This is a genomic window from Shewanella japonica (assembly GCF_002075795.1).
GTDB classification, from domain to species: Bacteria; Pseudomonadota; Gammaproteobacteria; order Enterobacterales; family Shewanellaceae; genus Shewanella; species Shewanella japonica.
This window is the reverse complement of sequence record NZ_CP020472.1, coordinates 561256-586301: the sequence shown is the minus strand read 5'-3', so window position 1 is coordinate 586301 and position 25046 is coordinate 561256. Positions and strand designations below refer to the sequence as shown.

Sequence of the window (25046 nt, the reverse complement as noted above, 5' to 3'; positions counted from 1 at the left end):
CTTTGTGTCATATTTACGCTCAATGCCACAGTTCGAAAGATTATCATTTGCTAAAGTGCAGCTAATATCTCTTGTAAATCCATTATCCTTTGATGAAATATTTTGCGCTATTACTGCTAATACTATCCATACCTGCTAATGCTGAAGAGGCAATTGTGTTTGGTGTGCACTCCACAACTGCGCCGCTTGAGTGGCGAGATAATGGCGTGGATCAAGGGTTTAATGTGGAACTCATGGAAAGCATTGGTTTACTGTTGAACAAGCCTATTACAGTGAGACGCAAGACATTTCAGCAATTAGTCAGTGACATGCACAGTAGCGATAGTGATGTGGATGTGATTGCAGTTGTTAGCCCTGTTAACTTTCGTCGAGAACTGGCGCAATCCGATCCTGTGTATGCCACGCATGCCAAAGCCTTTACTTTGCAAGGTGAAGACTACATCGATAATTGGTCTGACTTAGTTGGTAAACGGGTGGCCATTAAAAATGGCGCATTTGTGGATATCTTTTTAAAAAATCAGCCACAAGATTTCACCCAAGTGAAAGTCGATTTGTACGAAACAGGCTTTCAAATGTTGATGAGTAAAGAAGTGGATGTGGTCCTAGCGGAGAATTTTGTCGCTAGACGGTTACAACCCAAATACCCATCAGTTCGCAGCGCCAGTGATGCATTAATTTTTGGTGCATTTACCTTTGTTAGTCATCCTGCCAATGCCCCGTTATTGAAAGAAATCAATGATGCTCTAAGGCAACTGAAAATTTCGGGAGAATATGACAGATTAGTCAATAAATGGTTTGGCATGGGACGAGAAAAGTTTGATATCACCTCAACTCACCAAAAGATGCTCACTTTATCTATTGTTATTTCGATAATTTCGGCAATGGGCATGCTGTATACCTTTTCCGTAAGCCGTAGTTTGAAATATCGCTCTGAAGCATTAGCGCTTGAGCTACAACAACGTAAAATCGCCGAGCAAAAAATCCGTTCATTATCGCAGCAGTTCCAAGCTGTGCTGGATGGTATCCCTCATGGAATGACCATCTTTGATAAACAAATGCAGTGCCTGTGGAGTAATGACAATAATCAGTTATTGACTCATAGCCAGTTTCATTACATTGATGGGACACCTTTTGATTTAGCTGAAAGTGTTAAAAGCGTCATTGACTCTAAAAAGTCCTTTATTGCTGACATGGGATATCTTGCTCAGTATTGGCAAGTGCAAATTCATCCAATTGCTGACGAGCAAGCCGTTGTACTACTTGAAGAAAACACTGAGCAACAGCATTTGCGCCAAGCCAATGATGAAGCCAGTCGCTTAGCCTCTTTAGGCGAGTTATCGGCTGGTGTCGCCCATGAAATTAATAACCCAACCGGCATTATTATTCACTCTATTGCTCTGTTTGCCGAGGCAATGAAAGATCTGCAACCTGCAGCCGAGTATTACCAACAACAAAATCCGTTTTGGTTAATTGCAGGATTAGATCCTCAAGCGGCTTTCGCCGAGATTAACCACAGTAATGAGGTCGTAGAAGAGAGTGCTAAACGCATCTCCAGAATCGTTAATGATCTTAAATGTTACGCATTACCAAATTTGTCAGCGAACCATCAAGCAACCAGCTTAAATGAAGTGGTACAGGTAGCCCAGCGTTTAACCGCCAACCAGCTTAAGCGGTTCCAAGTTACCGTTGAGCTTGCTGACCCAAGTCCAATTATCAAAGGCGACGCCCAGCAGTTACACCAAGTGTTAATTAACCTTATTCAAAATGCATGTCATGCCATGGACACCACTAATGGTCATATCCATTTACGTACAGCAATGAAAGGCAAAGCTGCCTATGTCAGTGTTGAAGATAATGGTTCAGGCATGGACAAAGCGACGCTGAAGCGGATCACTGAGCCATTTTTCACGACACGTCGCTCATACGGTGGAAGCGGCCTAGGGCTCTCAGTGTGCAGCCGCATTTTAAAAGAGCATCACAGTGAGATGAAAGTCACTTCAACACTCAATCAAGGTAGTCAGTTTACTTTGGTGTTTAGTGCCATCGAACCTGAACAATCTGCGCCTTTTTCGCCAATAAGCTCATCAACAACAAATAGCAGGAAGCCAATACAGTGAAACTCGCACGTAATATCTTACTCGTCGACGATGAAGCCTCATGGCTACGTACACTATCAGTGACCTTAAATCGTTTAGTACCAGAAGCTGTTATCGACACCTGTGTTGATAGCCGCCAAGTGATGAGTCGATTAGAAGGCACTGACTACGCCCTTGTGTTACTTGATTTAACGATGCCATTTCATTCGGGCGAAGATTTACTCGAGCAAATCCGCCTTGAGTATCCCAACACTCGAGTGATTATTGTTACTGGTGTCAATGAAGTAGAAACAGCGGTGCGCTGTATTAAACATGGCGCTTATAACTACTTTATTAAAACTGATGATGTCGCTGAATTAGCATTAACGGTGCGCCGTGCTTTAGAAGTCGTCGGACTAGAGCGTAATTACCATAAAATAAAAGAAAGCTTTTTAAGCAAAACGTTAACCCAGCCCAGTGCTTTTAATAATATTCTGACCTGCGAGCCAGCCTTGCTAGATCAATTTCGCTATTTAGAAGCGGTGGCTTTTAGCCCTGAGCCAATACTTATTTACGGTGAAAGTGGCACAGGCAAAGATGAATTTGCAAAGAGTTGCCATCAGTTATGCTGCCCTGATGCCCCTTTTATTAATATCAATTTAGCAGGAATAAGTGAAAGCGCTTTTGAACTTCAGGTCTTTGGGCGCTTAAGCCAAGAACCAGGCCAATCTCAAGCTGGCGCATTACACCAAGTAGGCAAAGGGTTGCTCTACCTTAATGAGATTGCAGATTTGCCTTTATCATGCCAAGCGAAGCTTGTTGATATTTTGCAGCAAAAACAATATTACCCAATGGGCAGTGACAGACCCTATCCAGTCAATTGCCGCATCATAGCTTCCACTCAACAAGATTTACTCGCCTTGAGCCAAGAAGGTAAATTTAGGCGTGATTTGCTCTACCGCTTACGTGCCCATAAAATCCATTTACCCCCTTTAAGGCAGCGCAAACTTGATATATCGATGTTGATTAATCATTTTATCGCACAAGCTGCAGAAGAAATGAACTCAACGCCGCCGCATCAACCAAGCGATCTAGCGACACAGCTTCAAGATTATGACTTCCCTGGTAACTTACATGAGCTCAAAGGCATGGTGTTCGATGCAGTAAGTCGCAGTGATGGAGTGCAGTTAACCATCTCCCCATTTATGGAAGCGATTAATGCACTTAAATCATCAAATTCTCCTAAAGGAAATCGGATTATTTTTCCGCAGACTTTACCTACGTTAGCCGATATGAGCCAAGCCTTGATTGATGAAGCAATGAGCCGTACGGCAAATAATCAAACCGCAGCCGCGCAAATGTTAGGTATCAGTCAGTCGGCATTAAGTCGACGAATAACAAAAAAAGAGTAACTCGATTCATGATGAAGGCTGTCTAAAATGGGCACTTAATACTGGTTAATCTAGACGGCTGTTGTTCTTTAAACGAAATAATAGCCGCATTAGAATAGTCCTTTAAGATAAATGGCCGCACCAAACGACATGAATTTACTTAATAAATATCCATTTTCGGTCAGAAATGGAATCAAAATAGTGAATCCTAGTTACACCTCCGACCAATCGTGATATAAATCACATATCTATCGGACAATTAACTCAATTTAGTCTAAGTTTAAAGTTAAGTAGTCAATTCGATACTCGTAAAAATATCTAAGTAATTCGGCATTCTTTGGAACTGTAACTGTATGTCTAATCCTGCTCAAAAAGCCATGAAGTTGTTTGTACAAACATTTGGAACTACGGCTGACGACCTTTATCAAGCACCAGGTCGCGTCAATATTATTGGCGAACACACGGATTATAACGAAGGATTTGTTTTACCCGCTGCAATTAATTTTCACACTGTCATCGCTGTTAAAGAGCGCAGTGACAATACATTTCGTGCTGTAACTGATGCGTTTCCGGGTCAGATAATACAGTGGAAATTTGGTGAAGAAAGTACCAGCCAAGACAGTAATAGCTGGGGTAATTATTTAAAAGGATTTACCGCGTCGATGTTTCAATCGGGCCTAAAAGCAAAAGGGCTTGATTTAGCGATTGTTGGCAATGTGCCTTTAGGTGCTGGCATGTCATCTTCTGCTGCCTTAGAGGTCGCTTTTGGCACCGCTATCAGCTATGCCAGTCAACTGCACTTATCACCACTTGCTATTGCCCAAATAGCGCAACGTGGCGAACACCGCTTTATAAAAACTGAGTCAGGAATTATGGATCAAACCATTAGCGCCTTGGCTGAAGCTGATCATGCCCTACTCATTGATTGTTTAGAGCTTGATAGTGAGCCTGTCTCGATCCCTGAAAATCTCAGTTTATTAATTGTCGATCCACATATCGATCGCCAAAGTTTAATAGAACGATTTGAAGCACGCAAAAAAGAGTGTGCCGAAATTAACGACCTATTAGCCATTGAGTCATTAAGAGAAGTCAGTTTGGTGCAGCTAAATCGTGAAAAGCATGCCCTAGGTGACACGCTATTTTGTCGAGCAAGGCATGTGTTAACTGAGAATCAACGTACTGTAAATGCTGCTAGAGCACTTGAGCAAAATGATATAACACGTTTCAGTCAGTTGATGGCACAATCTCATGACTCAATGAAAACCGATTTCGACATTTCCACGCAAGAAATCGATACCCTTGTCGGTATTGTTAAAGACGTCATTGGCAACCGTGGCGGTGTTCGTATGAGTGATGGCTGCGTTGTAGCCTTAATTGATCATGAACTTACCGATGCTGTTGTCAACGCTATTGAAGCCAAATACCCAGAACAAACGGGGCTTGAGGCCATTATTTATTTATGCTCAGCCAGTGATGGTGCAGGCAGAATCGACTAAATCACTAAAGCATCAGCTGGCAGTGTCTAATAGTGAATGTAGCGGCTGCCACACGGCTTAATTATCTCATCAGGAAGAGACTACAATGATTGAAATCACGGCATTGGAGCCATGGCAAGACCCTCGTGGTGGCAGCATCGAGCGTGTCCGAATCGATAACGGCAACATCGCAATCGAAATTCTAAGCCTAGGTGGGATCATTCGTGAATTATGGACTGCAGATAAATTTGGACAGCGTCAGAACATTGTACTGGGTTGTGACAGTGTCGCTGACTACTTAGCTCAGCAAGCCTATTTAGGAGCGATTGCAGGTCGCTATTCTAACCGTATCGCTAATGGTCAATTGCATTATCAAGGGCAAGACTATCAACTAGACATTAACCAAGCGACAAACTGCTTACATGGCGGTCGTGACGGGTTTCATTTAAAGCAATGGCATATGGAAACCTTAGCTGATGGAGTGCGGTTAACGGTCGACAGCCCTGATGGAGAAATGGGCTTTCCTGGGCTATGTAAAGTTCAGCTAGACTACCGTTTAGAAGGCAATAATTTACTTATCGACATTCAAGCTCAGGTCGATAAAGCCTGTCCTATTAGTTTGACTCAGCACAGTTACTTTAATTTAGAAGGCGCTGATAGTGAGACGAATGTGAGTCATCACATTCAAGTCGATGCCCAGCAATATTTAACCATGAACGATGTCGGCGTGCCTATCTCAATGAATGAAACGCTCGGCAGCGACTTAGATTTATCAAAACCGACGCCTTTTTCTGAGCAGACACAGCGTGCAGCATTAAGCGCTACCAATGGTTTTGACCATTGTTATGTATTAGCTCAGACAAATCATGATCTTGTTCGCTTTGGTTGCCTATCAAGCCCTAAAAGCGGCCGCACTATGACCATCTATACTGATCAGCCTGGCGTTCAGTTATATGGGGCAAACTTCCTTGAGGGAACAAAAGGTTTTAAAGGGGAGATTTATCAATCCCATCGCGCTGTATGTATTGAGCCGCAGATGCTACCAGACTCTCCAAATCAACCCCACTTACCGGGTGAGCCGTGGATTGCTGCAGGTGATACTTATCACCATCACACTCGCTATGAGTTTGGTGTGCTATAAGCCCTGAGAGTTCTCCATAAAAAAGGCGCTACCCTTAAGGGAGCGCCTTTTTTATTGTAATGACAATACTATAGTCAACCAATGCCATTTGCATTGATGCTACCTGTCCTCGTCACCATCATCACTCATACTGGCTTCAAAACCCGTATCTTCAAATTCCATATCGTCATCAGCATCCATGACATCATCCATTGGCTCGTCGGGAACAACCGGCGCCTTACTTTTCACTTCAGGTGCTGAATCTGGCACTGAAGATAGTTCAATATGTGCCTCATGCTTTGCCATAAATTCAGCTCTAGCGGCTTGCCATGCTGCATCATGTTCAGCTTTTGCCGCAGCAAGTTGCGCATCATCAAGTTCATGAAGATTCACTTTAACAATATCTTCGACATACTCACCAATGGTATTTCGACTCGCATTGAATAAGTAGATCCGTCCAGGTGACGCGTCAGGTAAACGGTTATCATGAACGACGATTGACGTGCCTCTTGCAGTTCTTAATTCACCGAACCACACTTGTTTTTTTGCAGTGTTATACATATATGCTAACGCCCTTAAATCAACACATACCTTTAAAAATGTACTGATGAGTACATCGTTTAATAAATAAACCATACAGTTAACGCATGACTATTGAGGGTAATTAATCAAAAACTTCTTCAAAAATCAACTGATGTTTTATGAAGTTTTTGATATTTTGAACTCAACAATAAAATCGATATCATAGTGAGCTAGGCGATTCACCTACCCGCATATCAATCGCTAATAACCAGACAATATGGCTGAAAATTAACCCTCTCATACACGCTCAAATTTAGCCCAAAATACGTAAGCTTCAAGTTCTCAATTCGAAAAAATCTGTTCTATATCACTTTCAATACAATTTTACCTTGATGCTGTCCTGACTCCATATATTGATGTGCTGCGATAACCTCTTCAAAGGCAAAGATCTTATCCAGCTTGATGTTAATTGAGCCACTATCAAGTAATGGCCAAATTTGCGCTCTCAGTGCTGCAGCAATGTCGGCTTTCGCTTCAACACTTTGCGGCCTCAAGGTGGAACCTGTCCAGCTGATCCGCTTTGCCATGAGTCTAAAAATATCCACTTCAGCTCTTATTCCCCTTTGCATGGCAACAGTCACCATTCGGCCATCCATTGCCACCACTTTGAGGTTTTTATTCACAAAATCTCCACCCGCTATATCAAACACCACATTGACCCCTTGGCCATTTGTCACATTAAGTATCGGCTCGACAAAATCTTGTGTGTGATAATTAATGGCAAGTTCTGCACCCTGTTGCAGACAATATTGGCACTTTTCATCGGAACCAGAAGTGACAAATACGCGTGCTCCCATTGCCTTAGCGATTTGAATTGCTGTTGTTCCGATACCACCTGAGCCACCGTGAATTAACACTGACTCACCTTTACTCAACCCTGCTCTAATCATCATGTTGCCCCAAACCGTAAAGCAGGTTTCGGGTAGTGCAGCAGCTTGCTCAAAGCTATAACCTTTAGGAATAGGTAAACAATGACTAGCAAACGTCACGACTTGTTCGGCATAGCCGCCACCTGGAACTAAGGCACATACTTTATCGCCAACTTGCCATTGAGAAACACCTTCTGCGACAGCAATAATCTCACCTGACACTTCTAAGCCTAAAATAGGACTAGCCCCTTTGGGGGCTGGATATGCCCCTTCTCGCTGCTTAATATCGGGGCCGTTCACACCTGCAGCATGGACGTTAATGACAACCTGATCCGACGTTAATGCTTGAGTGATTAAGTCATCTTGAGATTGTGCAATATTCATAACTTCTGCGCTTCCAGGCTCAGTAAAAGTAATATATTTCATGATATAAACCTCAATAATAGTCAGTCGCACAAGGATGAAATAAGCACCAGAATGTGACCAGATGGACAACATGACCTTGAAACAAATTAGCCTCTAGACACCTTCAACTCGAAAACTGCGCCGAGACAAAAGCATGAAGATAACATTGCTACATAACTTATCAACAACTCACGACGATTAACGATTTCGCTTTACAAAACTGGCAAAAATACCAAGAACGATTAAATTTAACCTAATAGATTGCCGCTTTAAGATACAATAACTCAAAGAGTTAGACTCACTGCTTAACCTTATGACTTCAAATGTACACGAAGTAACTTATTACTCGGGAAGATTTAGTTATACTGTTCTCTATTGACTCAACAAACTAATAATGGGTTGCTTGTTAAGCCTGTTATAAGTTGCGAACACATAAACTGACTGGAATTTATATCATTGTGAAAATGACGCTAAACACAGCCTTAACTAAGTTGTTCGCTTGCACTACAGCATGTCTATTGTGCCTTAGTAGCCTTTGGTCAGCGTCTTTATCTGCCAAGCCCCTTTTAATCGCATCTGATATTTGGTGCCCTTACGTTTGTGAAGGTCAAACAGGCTATGTCACTGAATTAACAAAAAGGGCTTTTGCTGAAATGGATCAACCGGTTCATTTTATCGCAGTGCCATTTAATCGTGCTTTAAAAGAAGTCCAACACGGAAATATTGATGCAATATTAGCCGTCACGCCAGAGCATGTTAGCCAATTTAATTTATATACTGATGAAGTCGTTGTGGGTTATGCAAGCAAAGATTTCTACACCACGACAGGGTTTGCTTGGCAATTTAACCAGCTTGAAGATTTAGATAACGTGCAAGTTGGTATCATTCGTGGTTATGACTATGGCGAGCGATTAAACGATAAAATTGCCAATTCAAATCGTTTCTACATTGCGACTGGAAACCAGCCGTTAACCATGAACCTAAAAAGGCTTATCAAAGGCCGTTTTCATGTCATGCTGGGTAATAAAGTGGTTATTCAAAACACGGCTGAAAAGCTAGCTCTAGATGATAAAATTCGCTTTGCAGGTACCTTCGGTGAACCATTGCCTTTGTATGTAGGCTTTAACCAAGGCGCGACTAAAGCTGCCAAAATGTTTAATCAAGGGCTAACTAAGCTCAAAAAAACGGGGGAATACCAACAAATATTGGATAAATACAATATTGAGCACCCAGCAGATCCATTAGCGCTAACTCCTTAATTTTAAATGCCTAAGCTTTACAATACCCTAGTTATACATGCCTTGCACTGAACGACTCCCCCAATGATGCTTATCCAACAAAATACATAAGCATTATTTTACCGCCTCATTTGGCTCACTAGCAGTTAGCTTTCTCTACTCTCATGAATACAGTTCCGTCAATAATGACTCACCCCACAATTAGTACCTTTTAGGTTTGATTGTTTATTGCAAATACCCTCGGTTCGATTCACCTAGCGCACATTTTCAAAGACAAATTGATCTAGCTCAAAACTATTGCAACTTTTGTTAAATTTCTGTTGCCTCAATGTGTAACCTTGGCAAACTGAATACATAAGTTAGACCATTCCAATAAGGCGTTTTCTTTTCCCTATACGCGAGGAATTACGCTTAAGCGATTGTCATTATTAACTTTCACAGGAGGTGGAATGAGCGGATTAGTTAAGTTATTACAATCTATGCTCGGCAGTTTTCGAGATTTAGTCCCCATTATTTTAGTGGTGAGTTTTTTTGAAATTTTTATCCTCCAACAAGCTCCTGATAACCTTTTTTCTATCCTTGTCGGTGTCATCTTTATCGTTTTAGGACTGACTTTTTTTGTGTTCGGATTGGAAATGGGCCTATTTCCAATCGGTGAGTCCTTAGCTCATGCCCTTGCTCGCAAAGGTAGCACATTCTGGTTAGTCATTTTTTCTTTCTCACTCGGCTTTGGCACGACCCTAGCAGAACCCGCGCTGACCGCTGTGGCAGCTGAAGCGGCTGAAGTCGCAGCAGAAGGTGGCGCCATTGCCGCCACAGAAGCAGCAATGGACAGTTATGCGATGGGACTGAGATTAACGGTGGCAGTCTCCGTTGGCTTAGCCATCTTGCTTGGAGTAATCAGGATTGTTAAAGGCTGGCCAATTCATTACCTAATCATCGGTGGCTACATTATTGTCATGATCCTCACAAGCTTTGCCCCAGAAAATATCATCGGCATCGCTTATGACTCGGGTGGCGTGACCACGTCAACGATTACAGTGCCATTAGTGACGGCATTAGGCGTGGGCTTAGCCACTGTGATTAAAGGCCGAAACCCAATGTTAGATGGCTTTGGACTCATTGCTTTTGCAAGTTTAACGCCGGTAATTTTTGTCTTACTTTACGGCATGGTGTTATGACAATGATGTGCAATAAAGGCATTACTTTACTTAATGAGCAGGTACAATTTGCCAAGGAGGCCAAATGACGTGGCTTTATCAGTTATTAGAAACCTTGCTGCTCACAATGCGAGATGTGATCCCGATAGCCATCATTCTATTTGGATTCCAATTAGGTGTACTTAAACGTCCTATAGCTAACTGGAAAACGGTGGTGCTTGGGTTTGTTTATGTCACCTTCGGGTTAAGCTTTTTCTTAGTCGGACTCGAACTGGCGCTGTTCCCAATCGGTGAAAATCTTGCAAATCAGTTAACCTCACCAGAAATTTTGCACCCTGATGGTTCTGCTGGGCCTTACATCTGGCAAGACTATTTATGGGTGTATGTCTTTGCTGCCGCTATTGGATTCAGCACCACCATTGCCGAACCCTCATTGATTGCAGTCGCTATTAAAGCGAACGAAGTGTCAGGTGGCACGATTAGCACTCAAGGGTTACGTATTTCGGTGGCAATTGGCGTGGCTTTCGGCATCTCGCTAGGCTGTTTTCGCATCGTCGTTGGTGACCCAATCCATTATTACATCATGGCAGGTTATGTGGTGGTAGTGATCCAAACCTTCTACGCACCTAAATCCATCATCCCACTCGCGTATGATTCAGGTGGCGTCACCACTTCAACTGTTACCGTGCCCCTGGTAGCAGCATTAGGTTTAGGTTTAGCCTCAAATGTTGAAGGACGTAATCCACTTATTGATGGCTTTGGGCTTATCGCTTTTGCCAGTTTGTTCCCCATTATTGCTGTAATGAGCTATGCCCAACTTGTAGCCTGGCTAGACAAACGAAAATCCCAAGCAATTGATGAAACTGAGCTCAATGAAAAAAATGCAGCCGTTCCAGCAGATATATCAGAGGCACTTCCTAGTTCAGCAGTGCCAACATCAACAATAAAAAATAATCATTCCATTAAGGAGTAATAAATGCGATTTAAGTTAATTATCGCTTTTGTTGACGACATCACGACAGACACTGTACTTGATGCCGCCCGAGAAGCTGGCGCTACTGGCGCCACAGTTATCAACCATGCTAGAGGTGAAGGGCTAAAGAAAAAGAAAACCTTCATGGGCTTAGGCTTAGATGTTCAGCGTGATGTGATTTTATGGCTAGTAGAAGAGCATATGAGTCGCCATATTTTAGAGACAATATGCGAGGTGGGCGGGTTTAACACTAACCCAGGCCAAGGTATTGCGATTCAAATTGATGTTGAAGATGCCGTTGGTGTTGCTCATCAAGTTGAAAAACTCACCAATGATATTAAGGATCAAATATGAAGCCGACAACGCCTATTAAAAATCGAGATGTATTGATGAATCAATACGCTATGATTGACGGTATGCTGACCATTAGTGAAGCCATTGCCATCGCGGTGGAACAGAATGTCTCTATTTTGGTCGTCAACAAGCGTAATGAGCATGACGAATATGGCATGCTATTGCTCAGCGATATTGCCAGAAAAGTCCTCGCAACAAATAAGTCACCGGAGCGAGTTAACGTATATGAAATCATGATAAAGCCGGTGATGGCTGTCAGTGCAGATATGGATATCCGTTATACCGCTAGGCTATTTGATCAATTCCAAATCAATAAAGCACCTGTGGTTGAAAACAGCAACATTATTGGCTTTGTGACTTATGACGATATCGTACTTAAAGGCATGGTTAGTCAATAGCATTAGGGTTTTGCCAATAAAAAAGCCTTGATGATTGACTCATCAAGGCTTTATAGATTTGCCATCAATCTATGATTACTGACCGATAAAATGTTGGTCTTTTAGCCAATCTAAATACTCAGGCACTGCTTGTTCAACCGTTTTGAAGACATGGTCACAACCCACTGAACGAAGCAAGGTTAAATCTGCTTGAGTATAGCTCTGGTAAGCACCCTTTAATTTATCAGGGAAAGGAATGTATTCAATGTCGCCTTTACCATGGTACTGAATAACGGCATTTGCTACATCATTAAAGCTTTGCGCTTCACCTGTTCCGCAGTTAAACACACCAGACACTGACTTGTTCTGCCATAACCAAATGTTCACTTTAACGACGTCTTCAACAAACACGAAATCACGTAGTTGCTGACCATCTTCATAGCCATCCACACCGGCAAATAAACGACAAACACCGTTCGCTTTGATTTGGTTATTAAAGTGGAATGCTACACTCGCCATGCCGCCTTTATGCTGCTCTCTAGGGCCGTAAACGTTAAAATAACGAAGACCTGCAACTTGGGCAGTTGTGTCTTGTTGACGGACGTATTGGTCAAACAAGAACTTAGAGTAAGCATACACATTTAGCGGTTTTTCAACTTCGCGCTTCTCAACAAAAGTGTCACTACCACCGTACACAGATGCCGATGATGCATAGATAAATTGCACATTATTTGCTTGGCTATAATGCAGTAATACTTTTGAGTATTCATAGTTGTTTTGCATCATAAACTTGCCATCCCACTCAGTGGTCGATGAACATGCTCCTTGATGGAAAATCACTTCTAATTTACCGTCAAACTCACCCGCTTTAATGCTGGCTAAAAAGGCATCTTTATCTAAGTAATCAGCGATTTCGCAATCGGCTAAATTAAACATTTGCGTGCCATCAGTAAGATCATCGACGGCGATGATATCTGTACGGCCCATTTCATTAAGCGATTTAACTAAATTACTACCGATAAAACCTGCAGCACCTGTAACCACGATCATAAGCTCAATTCCTGTGTATTGGCGTGAACATACATCACGCTTAAACCAAATCTTGTTTTGATAGCCTTAACTTAACGGCTAACGTCTGAATAAAATGAATCTAAAAACGCCGCAGCCTCAGTGGCTGCCTTGTCAAAATCAACTAACGCCATATTGCGACCCGTTCTTTTTCCAACAGGCGGTGTATAAGATAATCGGCGATCATCCGCTGATAACGACTGCCAACGTATATGCGGTGCAGAGCGTCTGCCTGCATAAAACCCTAATGTCGGCACATTGTGTAGACCTGCTAAATGCAAAGGCCCGGTAGAGCCTGCGATAAACATATCAGCAGCCACTAATGACTCAGCAAATTCGCTCAGGCTCGATAATGGTTTGGCTTTTTCAACCTTAATGCCTTTTTCAGACAAAATAGCGACCATTTCGTCGGCAAGCACTTCTTCTTGGCCGCTGTAAGTGACCACAAATCGGCAATCTAACGCAGTACGCTGACTAATATCAATAAGCATATTCGAAAATGACTCAACAGGCACCCCGCCCGACGAGCCACCTGTACCAGGGTGAGCAAAAATCAACTTTTCTTCACCCTGTTTATTGTAATACTCTTGCCACTTGTGCTTTTTATTGCTCATATCCCAAAAAGGTCGTTTCACTTCTGGAATAGTGTAATTGTGCTCTTTTAGAAAGTGCTCAACAACATTACAACCTCTTCGCCAAACAGAAATGCCATCTTGATATTGTGCGTTGGTTCTGTGTTTATAGAGATATTGGTACCAATTTAGCGTGGGAACCAGTACATAAGGAATTCGAGCTGGTTTAAGTAGTTTATAAACTCGGTATTGAGACAATGAAACGATAGCTGCATCGTAATGTTGCTCTTTAATCAGCTCTGCAATAGCCGCATCATCACCTGTATCAACTAAGACGTTATCCACATGAGGGCATGCCTCGGCAAAACTTTTCACTACAGGAGCAACAAATACGTCAATTGTTGCATCCGGTATTGCCTGTTTTAACATGCTAAGTGCGGGCCACTTCGTGGTGAAGTCACCAATTTTATCATGTCTAACATACAGGATTTTTTTTCATTTACTCAGATCCTAAACTCTTTGTTATCCGTCAAAATAAACCAATGAATGTTTCATTTTATACCAACAAAGCTTTCTTCACACTCATCATCAATCAAACTTGTTAATGAACAACAAAAAATCCCTGCATAACAGGGATTTTAAATATCACTTCGATTAATCCAGCGAATACTGTGTATTAGAACGGGATATCGTCATCCCAATCACCGCCTAAATCTGGCGTAGTGTTCTGCGGTTGTGGTGTTGGCGCAGGACGCTGTGCAGGAGCAGATTGTTGCTGGAAACCACCTTGCTGTTGTTGAGCAGGTTGTTGGAAACCACCTTGTTGCTGGGCAGGTGCTGGACGTTGAGCAGGCTGCTGGTAACTACCTTGCTGCTGCGCTGGCGCTTGAGGTTTAGGCGTGTAAGCAGGCTTTTGAGCTGCTTGCTGTTGAGCAGGCTGCTGATAACCAGCTTGAGATTGCTGCTGTTGGCCGTATCCGCCTTGAGATTGCGGTGCACTTTGCTGAGGCGCATTACCATAGCCACCTTGACCTTGGTTCATACCACCTTGCTGACCGCCTTGGCCACGGCTATCAAGCATTTGCATTTCCATTGCATTGATTTCGGTTTTGTAGCGATCTTGACCCGTAGTCTGATCCTGCCACTTGCTGGTTTGCAGTTTACCTTCTAAGTAAACTTTAGAACCTTTTTTCAGGTATTCGCCAGCTACTTCAGCTAGTCGACGGTACATCACAATGTTGTGCCATTCAGTGCGTTCTTGTTGCTGACCTTGCTGGTCTTTCCAAGATTCACTTGTTGCTACAGTAAAGTTAGCGACTGCGTTACCGTTTGGCATGTAACGAACTTCAGGATCTTTACCTAAATTACCAACCAAAATTACTTTATTCACACCACGACTGGCCATTGAAATCTCCTGCGATTTAACATGTTCTAAATTTATTTATGTTCAAATTCTGTTGAATCAATTATGCCATTTTTATGTCTGTTGACACATCAACTATCACACAAAAATACGAATTTAATTCTTAGCTGACAGAGCCTAACACAGCTCGGGCTTCTCTTAAATCGAATTGATCATCTACTTTTAAATAAGCAGCTTTCTCTTCAATCACGACAATTGCCTCAGCAACCCCTGTAAGTTGTGATAGCTGAGTTGCCATATCTTGGGCATGATTTCTATCTTTCGCTTCAGCTTCAAGCGTATAGCTTTTAAGAAGCACTGGTTTTTCCATGCCAATGGTCAATAATAACCACACAAACATCAACGCTAACGCGACATAAAAGACACCTGAAGCGCCGACCAATTGATAAGCGCCACCACCTAACATGCCACCACAAAAAGCACCTAAGAATTGACTGGTCGAGTAAACCCCCATCGCAGAACCTTTATCGCCCATAGGACAAAACTTTGCGATTAAGCTAGGTAATGATGCCTCTAAATAGTTAAAGCCGGTAAAAAATAACACCACAGCGCCACTGAGCACCCACAAATTATCAGCATAAATTCCCATAGCAGCGAGTGATAGCATCATTATAAGCAATGAGATTTGGAACATAGTTTTAGTGTTATTGCGCTTAACGCCAATAATGATCAAGGGCACCATTAAAAAGAATGCGCCAACAAAAGCGGGGAAGTACAACATCCAGTGCTTTTCTTTGACTAAGCCTGCATCAACTAAATCTAAAGGTAATGCGACAAACACCGCTGTTAATACTAAATGAAGAATAAAAATGCCCGCATCTAATCGAAATAACTGAGGGTCCATCAGCATACGTTTAAGCTTGGTCGGCGTAGCAACAGTATCCCCTTTAGGGGCTTGAGACACAGGGTTTGGTACTAAGACCTGCACAATCACCATGCCTAACACAGCTAAAATGGCAGTTAAAAAGAATAAACCTTCAAGGCCAGCATATTGAGCGACTATCGGCCCAGCAAGTAAAGATAAAGCGAAAGAAAAGCCAATACACATCCCAATGATTGCCATGACTTTGGTTCGTTGTTCATCACGGGTTAAGTCGGCAGCGAGTGCCAATACCGCCGCAGCAATGGCTCCCATGCCCTGTAAAGCACGGCCCAGCACCACACCGTAAATATGATCAGACATCGCAGCGACAATACTACCAATAGCAAAAATGACTAAACCACCTAAAATGATAGGCTTTCGGCCATATTTGTCAGACAACATGCCCATGGGAATTTGCAAACAAGCTTGTGTTAAGCCGTATGCCCCTATGGCAATACCGACCCATAATGGCGAGAATCCTTCTAAGTGTTGGCCGTAAAGCGCAAACACAGGCATGATCATAAACAAGCCCATCATTCGTAAACCAAACACGCTGGCTAACGAAAAAGCGACTTTTTTCTCTATGCCGGATAGTCCATTCTTGGCCATTCACTTGCCCTTAATTTTGTCACAGTAAAAATTTTGAGTTGCGCATATTATCACAGCGTCCTAATTTAGCTCAAAAGGAATAATGAACCAAGCAGCAACTGATTGTCGTATTTGCTAATGAGATTAAACAAACAGGTTATAATGTGTTTTATATCCCAGTTCAGGTTATCCCGAATAGGAATGACACCGCAGAAAATGAACTAAGCACTTAGCCCTATACAACACTGTATAAAATACTGTATAAATACATCATAAAATCGACAAACCAACATAAACTATTTAGACAAAAATAGCTTAAACCCATTTAAAATTCGGCGGCTTAAAGAAGTAGATCTCTTACCAAGCCCCTGAGAACAACATCAGAGTGAAGAATGGATACCATTGAAATTCGCGGTGCACGAACCCACAATCTAAAAAACTTTGACCTCAAAATTCCCCGTGACAAACTCATTGTCATTACCGGGCTGTCAGGTTCAGGCAAATCTTCATTGGCCTTCGACACCTTATATGCCGAAGGACAACGCCGCTATGTTGAGTCTTTGTCAGCATACGCACGCCAATTTTTGAGTTTGATGGAAAAACCTGATGTTGATCATATTGAAGGCTTAAGCCCAGCGATTTCAATTGAACAAAAATCCACTTCACATAACCCACGTTCAACTGTGGGTACGATTACCGAAATTTATGACTACTTAAGATTACTATTTGCCCGTGTAGGTGAACCTCGCTGTCCCACTCATGGTCAGCCCCTCGCCGCACAAACAGTAAGTCAAATGGTCGATAAAGTCCTTGAGTTACCAGAAGGTAGTCGTCAGATGCTGTTGGCGCCTGTCGTTAAAGCACGTAAAGGTGAGCATGTAAAACTCCTAGAGAGTCTCGCAGCCCAAGGTTATGTGCGGGCGCGTATTGATGGCGATGTTTGTGACTTATCAGACCCACCAACCTTAGACTTACATGTAAAACACACCATTGAAGTTGTTGTTGATCGCTTCAAAGTGCGTGACGATCTTAAACAACGTTTAGCGGAATCGTTTGAAACCACCCTTGAAATGTCAGGTGGTATTGCTGTGGTCGCTGATATGGCTGGTGAAACGGAAGAGATAATCTTTTCAGCAAATTTTGCTTGCCCTCATTGTGGCTATTCAATGGCAGAACTTGAGCCACGTATTTTCTCATTCAATAACCCAGCTGGCGCTTGTCAAACCTGTGATGGCTTAGGGGTTCAACAGTATTTTGATGCCGACAGAGTGATCACCAATGGTGAGCTATCACTTGCTGGAGGTGCAATACGCGGCTGGGACAAACGTAACTTCTATTATTTTCAAATGCTCAGCTCACTGGCGGAACATTATAAGTTTGATGTTGAAACACCGTTCCAACAACTTACAGATAAAGTGCAAAAAATTGTACTCCACGGCTCTGGCAAGCAAAGTATTGCCTTTAAATATATTAATGACCGTGGCGATGTGGTGATCCGAAATCATCCATTTGAAGGCATCTTAAATAACATGGACCGCCGCTACCGTGAAACTGAAAGTAACTCGGTTCGTGACGAGCTTTCTAAATTCATTAATACACAACCGTGTAAAAGTTGTGGTGGTTCTCGCTTACGTGAAGAAGCACGTAATGTCTTTATTGGCGAACTAACATTACCTCAATTGACGCAGTGGTCTATTGGCGAAGCCATGACCTACTTTAACGGTGTCGAATTTTCAGGGCAAAAAGCACAAATTGCCGAAAAAATCTTAAAAGAAGTAGGTGATCGACTCGGGTTCCTCGTCAATGTGGGATTAAATTACTTAAGCTTAGATCGTTCAGCAGACACACTATCAGGTGGTGAAGCGCAGCGGATCCGGTTAGCGAGCCAAATTGGCGCCGGACTCGTTGGTGTCATGTATGTATTAGATGAACCCTCTATTGGCCTGCATCAGCGTGATAATGAGCGCTTACTTAATACCTTAATCCATCTTCGTGATCTAGGTAATACCGTGATTGTAGTTGAGCATGACGAGGATGCCATTCGCATGGCAGATCATGTTATCGATATTGGCCCTGGCGCAGGAGTGCACGGTGGTGAAGTTATTTGTTCTGGTGGCTTAAACGATATCATCGAATGTGAAGAATCGATCACAGGTCAGTACATTTCGGGCAAAAAACAGATCCATGTCAGTGAGCAGCGCACCCCAATAGACCCGAAAAAGGTCATTGAACTCACTGGAGCAACGGGTAACAATCTTAAAAATGTCGATTTAACGATTCCTATCGGGCTATTCACTTGTGTAACTGGGGTATCTGGTTCTGGTAAGTCGACCCTAATTAACGATACTTTTTATAAGATTGCTCACCGCATGCTAAATGGCGCCACAATTGATGAGCCCGCTCCGCATAAAAGCATTAAGGGCATGGAGCAATGCGACAAGGTCGTTGATATCGATCAAAGCCCTATTGGCCGAACACCTCGCTCAAACCCAGCCACTTATACGGGCATTTTTACTCCGATACGTGAGCTATTTGCCGCAACACAAGAGTCGCGTAGCCGTGGTTACCAACCTGGCCGTTTCTCATTTAACGTAAAAGGTGGACGCTGTGAAGCTTGTCAGGGCGACGGTCTCATTAAAGTAGAAATGCACTTTTTACCTGACGTGTATGTGCCATGTGATTCATGTAAAGGCAAACGCTATAATCGTGAAACCTTAGACGTGAAATACAAAGGCAAAAACATCCACGAAGTGCTGCAAATGACCATCGAAGAAGCACGTGTATTCTTTGACCCTATTCCAGCCATTGCACGTAAACTGCAAACCTTAGTGGATGTCGGTTTGTCATATATTTGCCTCGGACAAAGCGCCACGACCTTATCAGGCGGTGAAGCTCAGCGAGTCAAACTTGCTAAAGAACTGTCTAAGCGTGATACGGGTAAAACCTTGTATATTCTTGATGAACCAACAACCGGGTTGCACTTTGCTGATATTCAGTTATTACTTGATGTATTACATAGACTAAAAGCCAAAGGTAATACTATTGTTGTTATTGAGCACAATTTAGATGTGATCAAAACAGCCGACTGGATTGTGGACTTAGGACCAGAAGGTGGTTCAGGCGGCGGGACAATACTCGTAACAGGTACGCCTGAAGATGTTGCTAAAAACACTAAGTCGCATACCGCACGCTTTTTACAGCCACTGTTGGAGAAAATGCCACAAGTTACTGAGGCTAAACCCAAGAAAGCGGCAAAAAAGACGATAAAAAAATCTGTTAAAAAATAAGCTATCAAGCAACATCGGACGATAAGCCAGAGGGAACGAAATGGAATTTCTAATCAAGCCTCTGGCTAATGCACATACTGTTATCAACAAGGGTATGCGCTTCGCGCTTAAATTACTGAGCCTGATGATGTTATTGTCGCTAACTGCTTGTGCATCTAAAAACTGCGGCAATCAACCTATCAGTCTTTGGGCAGATAAAAGCCAACTGCTCGAAGATATACGTATTTTAACTAGCCCTGAATTTGAAGGACGTAAAACCAATACGCTTGGCGCCGAACAATCTCGGCAATATCTCATCAAACGCTTTCAAGAACTCGAACTTACCCCTTGGCAAGATTCGTTTTTAGTCCCCTTTCAATATCGGTCAAACTTCGCTGATAAAGAAGGGATAAATGTTATTGGCACAATTAGAGCCAAAAATGATAGCCAACGATGGCGAGTAATTACCGCCCATTACGACCACCTTGGCAAAAAAGGCAATAAAGTATTTGCTGGTGCAGATGACAATGCTTCAGGCGTTGCTGCTATGCTAGCTATCGCCGAGCATTGGCAGTCAAATGGTGATGACAAGGTTAACTTAATGCTTGTAGCAACCGACGCTGAAGAGTCAGGCTTATATGGTTCTTATGCAGTGGTTGAACAGTTAACTGCACAACCTAGCATGCAGATAGAAATGTCGATAAATTTAGACATGGTAGGTCACCCTTCAAGACCAAAGTCCATTTATATAGAAGGCGAGAGAAATTTAACTGAATTTAATCAGCTTAAATACCAACTCCAAGACTATAATCAATTATGTGTCAGAGAAAGTCGTTCAAGAATGCAAAACGGCAGCATGGTAAAAATTGACTGGTTACGAGCTTCAGATCATTACCCGTTTCATAAGGCAGGGATTCCATGGCTTTATTTAGGTGTTCCTACCCATAAATATTACCACACGGTAGAAGATACAATTGAAACACTTGATATCGGATTTTTAGCCGCCGTCACTGAGACCGCTTTTGAATTAATCTCAGTGGATAAGCAACAAATTGCTTTTCAATAATCAGGCCAATTTTAGTTTTATATTGAAAATATATAGTCATAGAGGCTAAAGCTTGCTATAATATTGCCCCTTTGACGCGGGAAATCGACACGGGGTTGATTTTCTGTCTGTGAAACTTTAGCACGAATGCGACTATTTTCGTGCATACCCACAAGGCTACAACTCAATGTCATCCGATGAAAGAACTTTCCGCGAACTTGGTTTATCCGAGAATTTGCTTCGTGCCCTTGACGATTTAGGTTACGAAAAACCAACACCAATTCAAGCTGCTAGTATCGATCCTTTAATGGAAGGTAAAGATATTTTAGGCCAAGCTCAAACTGGTACTGGTAAAACTGGTGCATTCGCACTACCACTACTTAATAGTGTCGATCAAAAACTCAATGCTCCTCAAATCTTAGTATTGGCTCCCACTCGTGAGTTAGCAGTACAGGTTGCTGAAGCATTTGGTAGCTACGCTAAACACATGAAAGGCTTCCATGTACTACCTATTTACGGTGGTCAAAGCATGCATCAACAACTTAGTGCGCTACGTCGTGGCCCACAAGTCGTTGTTGGTACGCCTGGTCGTGTAATGGACCACATGCGTCGTGGCACACTGAAACTTGATGCGCTTAAAGCATTAGTACTTGATGAAGCTGATGAAATGCTAAAAATGGGCTTCATCGACGATATCGAATGGGTACTTGAGCACAAGCCAGCTGAAAGCCAATTAGCACTTTTCTCTGCAACTATGCCAGAGCAAATCAAGCGTGTTGCTAACAAGCACCTTAACAAGCCTGTTCATATCAGCATCGCAGCAAGTCATACGACTGTTGAATCTATTGAACAACGTTTTGTTCAAGTATCTCAACACAACAAGCTTGAAGCATTAGTCCGTGTATTAGAAGTTGAAAATACAGAAGGTATTATCATCTTCGTACGTACTCGTAATAGCTGTGTTGAACTAGCAGAAAAATTAGAAGCTCGTGGTTACGCTTCTTCACCATTACATGGTGACATGAACCAACAAGCACGTGAACGTGCTGTTGACCAGCTAAAACGTGGCAAGCTAGATATTCTTATTGCGACAGACGTTGCAGCCCGTGGTCTTGACGTTGAACGTATTGGACACGTAGTAAACTACGATATCCCATATGATTCAGAAGCTTATGTACACCGCATTGGTCGTACAGGTCGTGCTGGCCGTACTGGTATGGCAATTCTTTTCGTTACTAATCGTGAAATGCGTATGTTACGTACCATTGAACGTGCAACGAACAGCCGTATTTCGCCAATGAAAGTACCTAGCCCAGAAACAGTAACAGAGCGTCGTTTATCTCGTTTAGGCGAACAAGTTCAAGAAACCATTAATGGTGACTTAGACTTCATGAAAAACGCAGTAGCTGAATTATGTCAACAGCTTGAAATCGATACAGATTTACTTGCTGCGGCATTATTACAACAAGTTCAGGCTGAACGTCCTTTACAACTTCCTCCAATTCAAGAGCGTCAACGTGATTCACGTGACCGCGATCGTGATGGTGGCAGAGATCGCAACAGCCGTCGTGATTCACGTGGTGGCCGCCCAATGCCTACAAGCTTTGGTAGTGCAGAAGGCTTAAAAGATAAGCCTGATGTTAAAATGTGTCGTTACGTAATTGAAGTAGGCCGTGATAATGGCGTTGGTGTAGGTAACATCGTTGGTGCAATTGCTAACGAAGCTAATATCGACAGTCAGTTCATTGGTCAAATTCAGTTATTCGACCAAGTGACTTCAATTGACTTACCAGACGGTATGCCAAAAGATGTGTTAACACACCTTCGTAAAGTACGTGTTTGTGGTAAGCCACTTAACATCAAAGAAGCAAGTGACACTCCATTCCCAGAGTCTACACGTAGCGACCGTCCACGTCGTCCACGTAATGACCGTTCTCGTGGTGATCGTAATGATCGTCCTCGTGGCGACCGTCGTCCACGTAAACCACGTGACAGCGAGTAATTGATCACAGTATCAACAATCTGTTGAAACCCTGTAATAAAAATGGAGCTTAGGCTCCATTTTTTTATGCTGTTTTCTGTATAATCCTTCGCTCATTTTGATACCTACTGATACATAGTTTTATTTCATGTTACTAAGCACATACCTAGCCAAACATATTACTCGCGCACTTACACTAATATGCAGTGTTTTACCTATTGTTGTGTCTGCAGATCAACATCAGCAGGTTTTAGCGACATCAAATGGTGACTGGGTACAGTTCAGTTTTGAGAATGATGCATTTGGCCTTATTAATACCAGTGATAATGGCTACAGCAATGGTTTAGAGTGGAGTTGGGGTAGGGCAATCGTCGATGATTTTGATGAGCTTAACATGCCCACTTGGCTCACAGGTCTTTATGGTTACAGTTATTTAAACCATGGTGCATCAAGACAGTATCAAATTAGCTATAGTGTATCCCAGCGCATGTACACCCCTGATGATCTACAACAAGCGGAACTCATCGAGTCAGACAGGCCATATGCTGGCACCTTATTATGGCAATCTACATTACGTAGTTTTGGTGATGGTATCGCCGATAATTTAAGTATAACTTTAGGTCTTGTCGGGCCAGGTTCACTTGCTGAGCAAACTCAAAAACAAGTTCACGAAATCATTGATGCCAAAGAGCCAATGGGCTGGGATAATCAGTTAAGTAATGAGCCTGTATTCAGAGTTGAAGCACAACGCCTATATCAATGGGCATACACCCCAATTTCAGAAAATGTCGAATTTGATACTGTTATTCATGGAAATGCGGCAATAGGTAATTTAATGAGTGATGTTGGTGCTGGTATGTCATTTCGTATCGGTAACATTCTGTCTCACAGTTATGCCTTCGTAGCGCAAGCTGCATCAAGAAGTAACAATGGATACCAAGTAAAACCTGCTAGCGAGTTAAGCTGGCAGCTGTTTTTGACCTTGTATGGACGTTATGTATTTAACGATATAACCCTTGATGGCAATAACTTTACAGATAGCCACTCAGTCGAGCTGACGAACCAACAAGCAATGATCAATTCAGGATTTATGCTTAACTGGCAAAACTGGGGATTAACCTTTTCAGTCATTCGTGGCACTGAGCAATATAAAGATCAACCAAGTACTGCCAATTTTGCAGCAGTCAATATCAACTATCGTTTCTAACGATACCTGTCAGCTGATGGCTGCTTGCGCTTTTGCTGTAATAAAGGCCATATCTGCATGGCAAAAACAGCGCCGACAATTAAGATAATCCCAAGCAATGACCAAGCATCAATGGCATCAGCCCTAAAGGTGTTGGGCCATAAGTTCATCTTTACCACCAGACTATTAGCAATGAAACTCAACACAGGTGTCAGAGCCAGCATAGCGCTGACTTGCGCTGTGGGCCAATACTTGATGGCTTGTCCAAAGCTACCGTAAGCAATCAACGTATTGGCTGCGCAGAATAAAATAATAAACCACTCAGATGAGTTCATCTTAGAGAATTGGCTGAAATCACAGAATGGCGCCATCACGACAACACCCAAACCATAGATATATAGCAATACGTTATTAGGCGATAACTTAGCGATCAGCGACTTTTGCAATAAAGCATAACTGGTCCAAGAAAGTACAGAGAACTGCACGATTAACACCCCAAAACCAATTTGACTATTATCACTGGCAGACATATCAAGACTTGGATGGAAAAACAGTAATACTCCCAAGGCCAGAGTTGCAAAACAGCTCAACTGCACCGCAGTTAAACGCTCCTTAAAAAATAACGCACCACCGAAAGCAAGGTAAAATGGCGCAGTCTGAAAGTTAAGTTGTGCAGTACCTGGCGATAAATAATCTAAGGAATACACAAACGAAGTGTAGTTACACATGAGTAAAATGCCGGCGGCACTGAGCTTAACCCAATCCCCTCGTGAAAGTGACATGAACTGACGTAAATACCCTAGATGCCACATCACCAAAAAGGTCACGATAAATGCCACTAAAAATCGAAACCAAGTCAAGGTAACCGGATCGATAAAATTTCCAGAGAGTGTTAACGCTATCGGTAATATGCCCCAAAAAATGACGGCAATAGACACAAAAAATAAACCGAGTTTGGTAGGATGCACAGAATGTCTCACAGATGTTAACAAGAGTATAAGCTGCAATATCTTGCCTGATACAGACCAACGAATAA

20 protein-coding genes are annotated in these 25046 nt (G+C 42.6%); 13 read left to right on the top strand and 7 right to left on the bottom strand.

Going from position 1 to position 25046, the window contains the following annotated elements:
* Positions 1 to 92 precede the first annotated feature (92 nt).
* The 4 genes from SJ2017_RS02550 (at position 93) to SJ2017_RS02535 (ending at position 6082) form a co-directional block, all read left to right on the top strand.
* The gene (locus tag SJ2017_RS02550) at positions 93 to 2117 is read left to right on the top strand and encodes an ATP-binding protein (RefSeq protein ID WP_080914771.1); all 2025 of its coding nucleotides are present in this window, start codon (positions 93 to 95) and stop codon (positions 2115 to 2117) included.
* The gene (locus tag SJ2017_RS02545; protein WP_080914770.1) at positions 2114 to 3487 is read left to right on the top strand and encodes a sigma-54-dependent transcriptional regulator; all 1374 of its coding nucleotides are present in this window, start codon (positions 2114 to 2116) and stop codon (positions 3485 to 3487) included. The genes SJ2017_RS02550 and SJ2017_RS02545 overlap by 4 nt, the downstream gene beginning before the upstream one ends.
* Positions 3488 to 3819: 332 nt before the next feature.
* Positions 3820 to 4962: a galactokinase gene (gene galK / locus SJ2017_RS02540; protein ID WP_055022867.1), complete on the top strand. Its 1143-nt coding sequence runs from the start codon at positions 3820 to 3822 to the stop codon at positions 4960 to 4962.
* Between the two features lie 85 nt (positions 4963 to 5047).
* Positions 5048 to 6082 carry an aldose epimerase family protein gene (locus SJ2017_RS02535; RefSeq protein WP_080914769.1) on the top strand — a complete coding sequence of 345 codons (1035 nt, stop codon included), beginning with the start codon at positions 5048 to 5050 and terminating at the stop codon, positions 6080 to 6082.
* 99 nt (positions 6083 to 6181) lie between these two features.
* Here SJ2017_RS02535 and SJ2017_RS02530 read toward each other — a convergent pair whose 3' ends face one another.
* Positions 6182 to 6622, bottom strand: a complete 441-nt coding sequence (locus tag SJ2017_RS02530; protein ID WP_080914768.1) for a hypothetical protein — start codon at positions 6620 to 6622, stop codon at positions 6182 to 6184.
* Between the two features lie 323 nt (positions 6623 to 6945).
* Positions 6946 to 7938 (bottom strand): NAD(P)H-quinone oxidoreductase, encoded by a 993-nt coding sequence (locus SJ2017_RS02525; protein ID WP_080917357.1) that lies wholly within the window; start codon positions 7936 to 7938, stop codon positions 6946 to 6948.
* Between the two features lie 443 nt (positions 7939 to 8381).
* Between SJ2017_RS02525 and SJ2017_RS02520 the strand changes: the two genes are divergently transcribed.
* From SJ2017_RS02520 to SJ2017_RS02500, 5 genes are all read left to right on the top strand, one after another.
* Entirely contained in the window at positions 8382 to 9176 is a 795-nt protein-coding gene (locus SJ2017_RS02520) for a substrate-binding periplasmic protein (RefSeq protein ID WP_080914767.1), read from the top strand.
* A gap of 428 nt (positions 9177 to 9604) precedes the next feature.
* Entirely contained in the window at positions 9605 to 10336 is a 732-nt protein-coding gene (locus tag SJ2017_RS02515; protein ID WP_055022872.1) for a DUF1538 domain-containing protein, read from the top strand.
* A 64-nt stretch (positions 10337 to 10400) separates the two neighbouring features.
* Entirely contained in the window at positions 10401 to 11288 is an 888-nt protein-coding gene (locus SJ2017_RS02510) for a DUF1538 domain-containing protein (RefSeq protein WP_080914766.1), read from the top strand.
* Between the two features lie 3 nt (positions 11289 to 11291).
* Positions 11292 to 11642 (top strand): P-II family nitrogen regulator, encoded by a 351-nt coding sequence (locus tag SJ2017_RS02505; protein ID WP_055022873.1) that lies wholly within the window; start codon positions 11292 to 11294, stop codon positions 11640 to 11642.
* Positions 11639 to 12040, top strand: a complete 402-nt coding sequence (locus tag SJ2017_RS02500) for a CBS domain-containing protein (protein WP_055022874.1) — start codon at positions 11639 to 11641, stop codon at positions 12038 to 12040. Before SJ2017_RS02505 ends, SJ2017_RS02500 begins: the two co-directional genes overlap by 4 nt.
* A 75-nt stretch (positions 12041 to 12115) precedes the next feature.
* Here the strand turns inward: SJ2017_RS02500 and rfaD are convergent, their stop codons facing one another.
* The 4 genes from rfaD to SJ2017_RS02480 form a co-directional block, all read right to left on the bottom strand.
* Positions 12116 to 13069, bottom strand: a complete 954-nt coding sequence (rfaD, locus tag SJ2017_RS02495; protein ID WP_055022875.1) for an ADP-glyceromanno-heptose 6-epimerase — start codon at positions 13067 to 13069, stop codon at positions 12116 to 12118.
* A 71-nt stretch (positions 13070 to 13140) separates the two neighbouring features.
* Positions 13141 to 14088 (bottom strand): glycosyltransferase family 9 protein, encoded by a 948-nt coding sequence (locus SJ2017_RS02490; RefSeq protein ID WP_156003110.1) that lies wholly within the window; start codon positions 14086 to 14088, stop codon positions 13141 to 13143.
* A 247-nt stretch (positions 14089 to 14335) separates the two neighbouring features.
* A complete protein-coding gene (ssb, locus tag SJ2017_RS02485; RefSeq protein ID WP_080914764.1) occupies positions 14336 to 15064 on the bottom strand; it encodes a single-stranded DNA-binding protein in 729 nt (242 codons plus the stop codon).
* A gap of 121 nt (positions 15065 to 15185) precedes the next feature.
* Positions 15186 to 16553 carry an MFS transporter gene (locus SJ2017_RS02480; protein ID WP_065109659.1) on the bottom strand — a complete coding sequence of 456 codons (1368 nt, stop codon included), beginning with the start codon at positions 16551 to 16553 and terminating at the stop codon, positions 15186 to 15188.
* A gap of 371 nt (positions 16554 to 16924) precedes the next feature.
* Between SJ2017_RS02480 and uvrA the strand changes: the two genes are divergently transcribed.
* The 4 genes from uvrA (at position 16925) to SJ2017_RS02460 (ending at position 24031) form a co-directional block, all read left to right on the top strand.
* Positions 16925 to 19819, top strand: coding sequence for an excinuclease ABC subunit UvrA (uvrA, locus tag SJ2017_RS02475; protein WP_080914763.1), 2895 nt, complete (start codon positions 16925 to 16927; stop codon positions 19817 to 19819).
* A gap of 40 nt (positions 19820 to 19859) precedes the next feature.
* Positions 19860 to 20864 carry a M20/M25/M40 family metallo-hydrolase gene (locus SJ2017_RS02470; RefSeq protein ID WP_080914762.1) on the top strand — a complete coding sequence of 335 codons (1005 nt, stop codon included), beginning with the start codon at positions 19860 to 19862 and terminating at the stop codon, positions 20862 to 20864.
* Between the two features lie 166 nt (positions 20865 to 21030).
* The gene (locus SJ2017_RS02465; RefSeq protein WP_055022881.1) at positions 21031 to 22845 is read left to right on the top strand and encodes a DEAD/DEAH box helicase; all 1815 of its coding nucleotides are present in this window, start codon (positions 21031 to 21033) and stop codon (positions 22843 to 22845) included.
* A 127-nt stretch (positions 22846 to 22972) separates the two neighbouring features.
* A complete protein-coding gene (locus SJ2017_RS02460) occupies positions 22973 to 24031 on the top strand; it encodes a lipid A deacylase LpxR family protein (RefSeq protein ID WP_080914761.1) in 1059 nt (352 codons plus the stop codon).
* Here the strand turns inward: SJ2017_RS02460 and SJ2017_RS02455 are convergent.
* Positions 24028 to 25008: a DMT family transporter gene (locus tag SJ2017_RS02455; RefSeq protein WP_080917356.1), complete on the bottom strand. Its 981-nt coding sequence runs from the start codon at positions 25006 to 25008 to the stop codon at positions 24028 to 24030. The genes SJ2017_RS02460 and SJ2017_RS02455 overlap by 4 nt on opposite strands.
* Between the last annotated feature and the right edge of the window lie 38 nt (positions 25009 to 25046).

Bases quoted from the DNA above. Each gene is read 5' to 3' on its own strand.
- SJ2017_RS02550 (WP_080914771.1), top strand. From the start codon at position 93: ATGAAATATTTTGCGCTATTACTGCTAATACTATCCATACCTGCTAAT.
- galK (WP_055022867.1), top strand. From the start codon at position 3,820: ATGTCTAATCCTGCTCAAAAAGCCATGAAGTTGTTTGTACAAACATTT.
- SJ2017_RS02535 (WP_080914769.1), top strand. From the start codon at position 5,048: ATGATTGAAATCACGGCATTGGAGCCATGGCAAGACCCTCGTGGTGGC.
- SJ2017_RS02530 (WP_080914768.1), bottom strand. From the start codon at position 6,622: ATGTATAACACTGCAAAAAAACAAGTGTGGTTCGGTGAATTAAGAACT.
- SJ2017_RS02525 (WP_080917357.1), bottom strand. From the start codon at position 7,938: ATGAAATATATTACTTTTACTGAGCCTGGAAGCGCAGAAGTTATGAAT.
- SJ2017_RS02520 (WP_080914767.1), top strand. From the start codon at position 8,382: ATGACGCTAAACACAGCCTTAACTAAGTTGTTCGCTTGCACTACAGCA.
- SJ2017_RS02515 (WP_055022872.1), top strand. From the start codon at position 9,605: ATGAGCGGATTAGTTAAGTTATTACAATCTATGCTCGGCAGTTTTCGA.
- SJ2017_RS02510 (WP_080914766.1), top strand. From the start codon at position 10,401: ATGACGTGGCTTTATCAGTTATTAGAAACCTTGCTGCTCACAATGCGA.
- SJ2017_RS02505 (WP_055022873.1), top strand. From the start codon at position 11,292: ATGCGATTTAAGTTAATTATCGCTTTTGTTGACGACATCACGACAGAC.
- SJ2017_RS02500 (WP_055022874.1), top strand. From the start codon at position 11,639: ATGAAGCCGACAACGCCTATTAAAAATCGAGATGTATTGATGAATCAA.
- rfaD (WP_055022875.1), bottom strand. From the start codon at position 13,069: ATGATCGTGGTTACAGGTGCTGCAGGTTTTATCGGTAGTAATTTAGTT.
- SJ2017_RS02490 (WP_156003110.1), bottom strand. From the start codon at position 14,088: ATGTTAAAACAGGCAATACCGGATGCAACAATTGACGTATTTGTTGCT.
- ssb (WP_080914764.1), bottom strand. From the start codon at position 15,064: ATGGCCAGTCGTGGTGTGAATAAAGTAATTTTGGTTGGTAATTTAGGT.
- SJ2017_RS02480 (WP_065109659.1), bottom strand. From the start codon at position 16,553: ATGGCCAAGAATGGACTATCCGGCATAGAGAAAAAAGTCGCTTTTTCG.
- uvrA (WP_080914763.1), top strand. From the start codon at position 16,925: ATGGATACCATTGAAATTCGCGGTGCACGAACCCACAATCTAAAAAAC.
- SJ2017_RS02470 (WP_080914762.1), top strand. From the start codon at position 19,860: ATGGAATTTCTAATCAAGCCTCTGGCTAATGCACATACTGTTATCAAC.
- SJ2017_RS02465 (WP_055022881.1), top strand. From the start codon at position 21,031: ATGTCATCCGATGAAAGAACTTTCCGCGAACTTGGTTTATCCGAGAAT.
- SJ2017_RS02460 (WP_080914761.1), top strand. From the start codon at position 22,973: ATGTTACTAAGCACATACCTAGCCAAACATATTACTCGCGCACTTACA.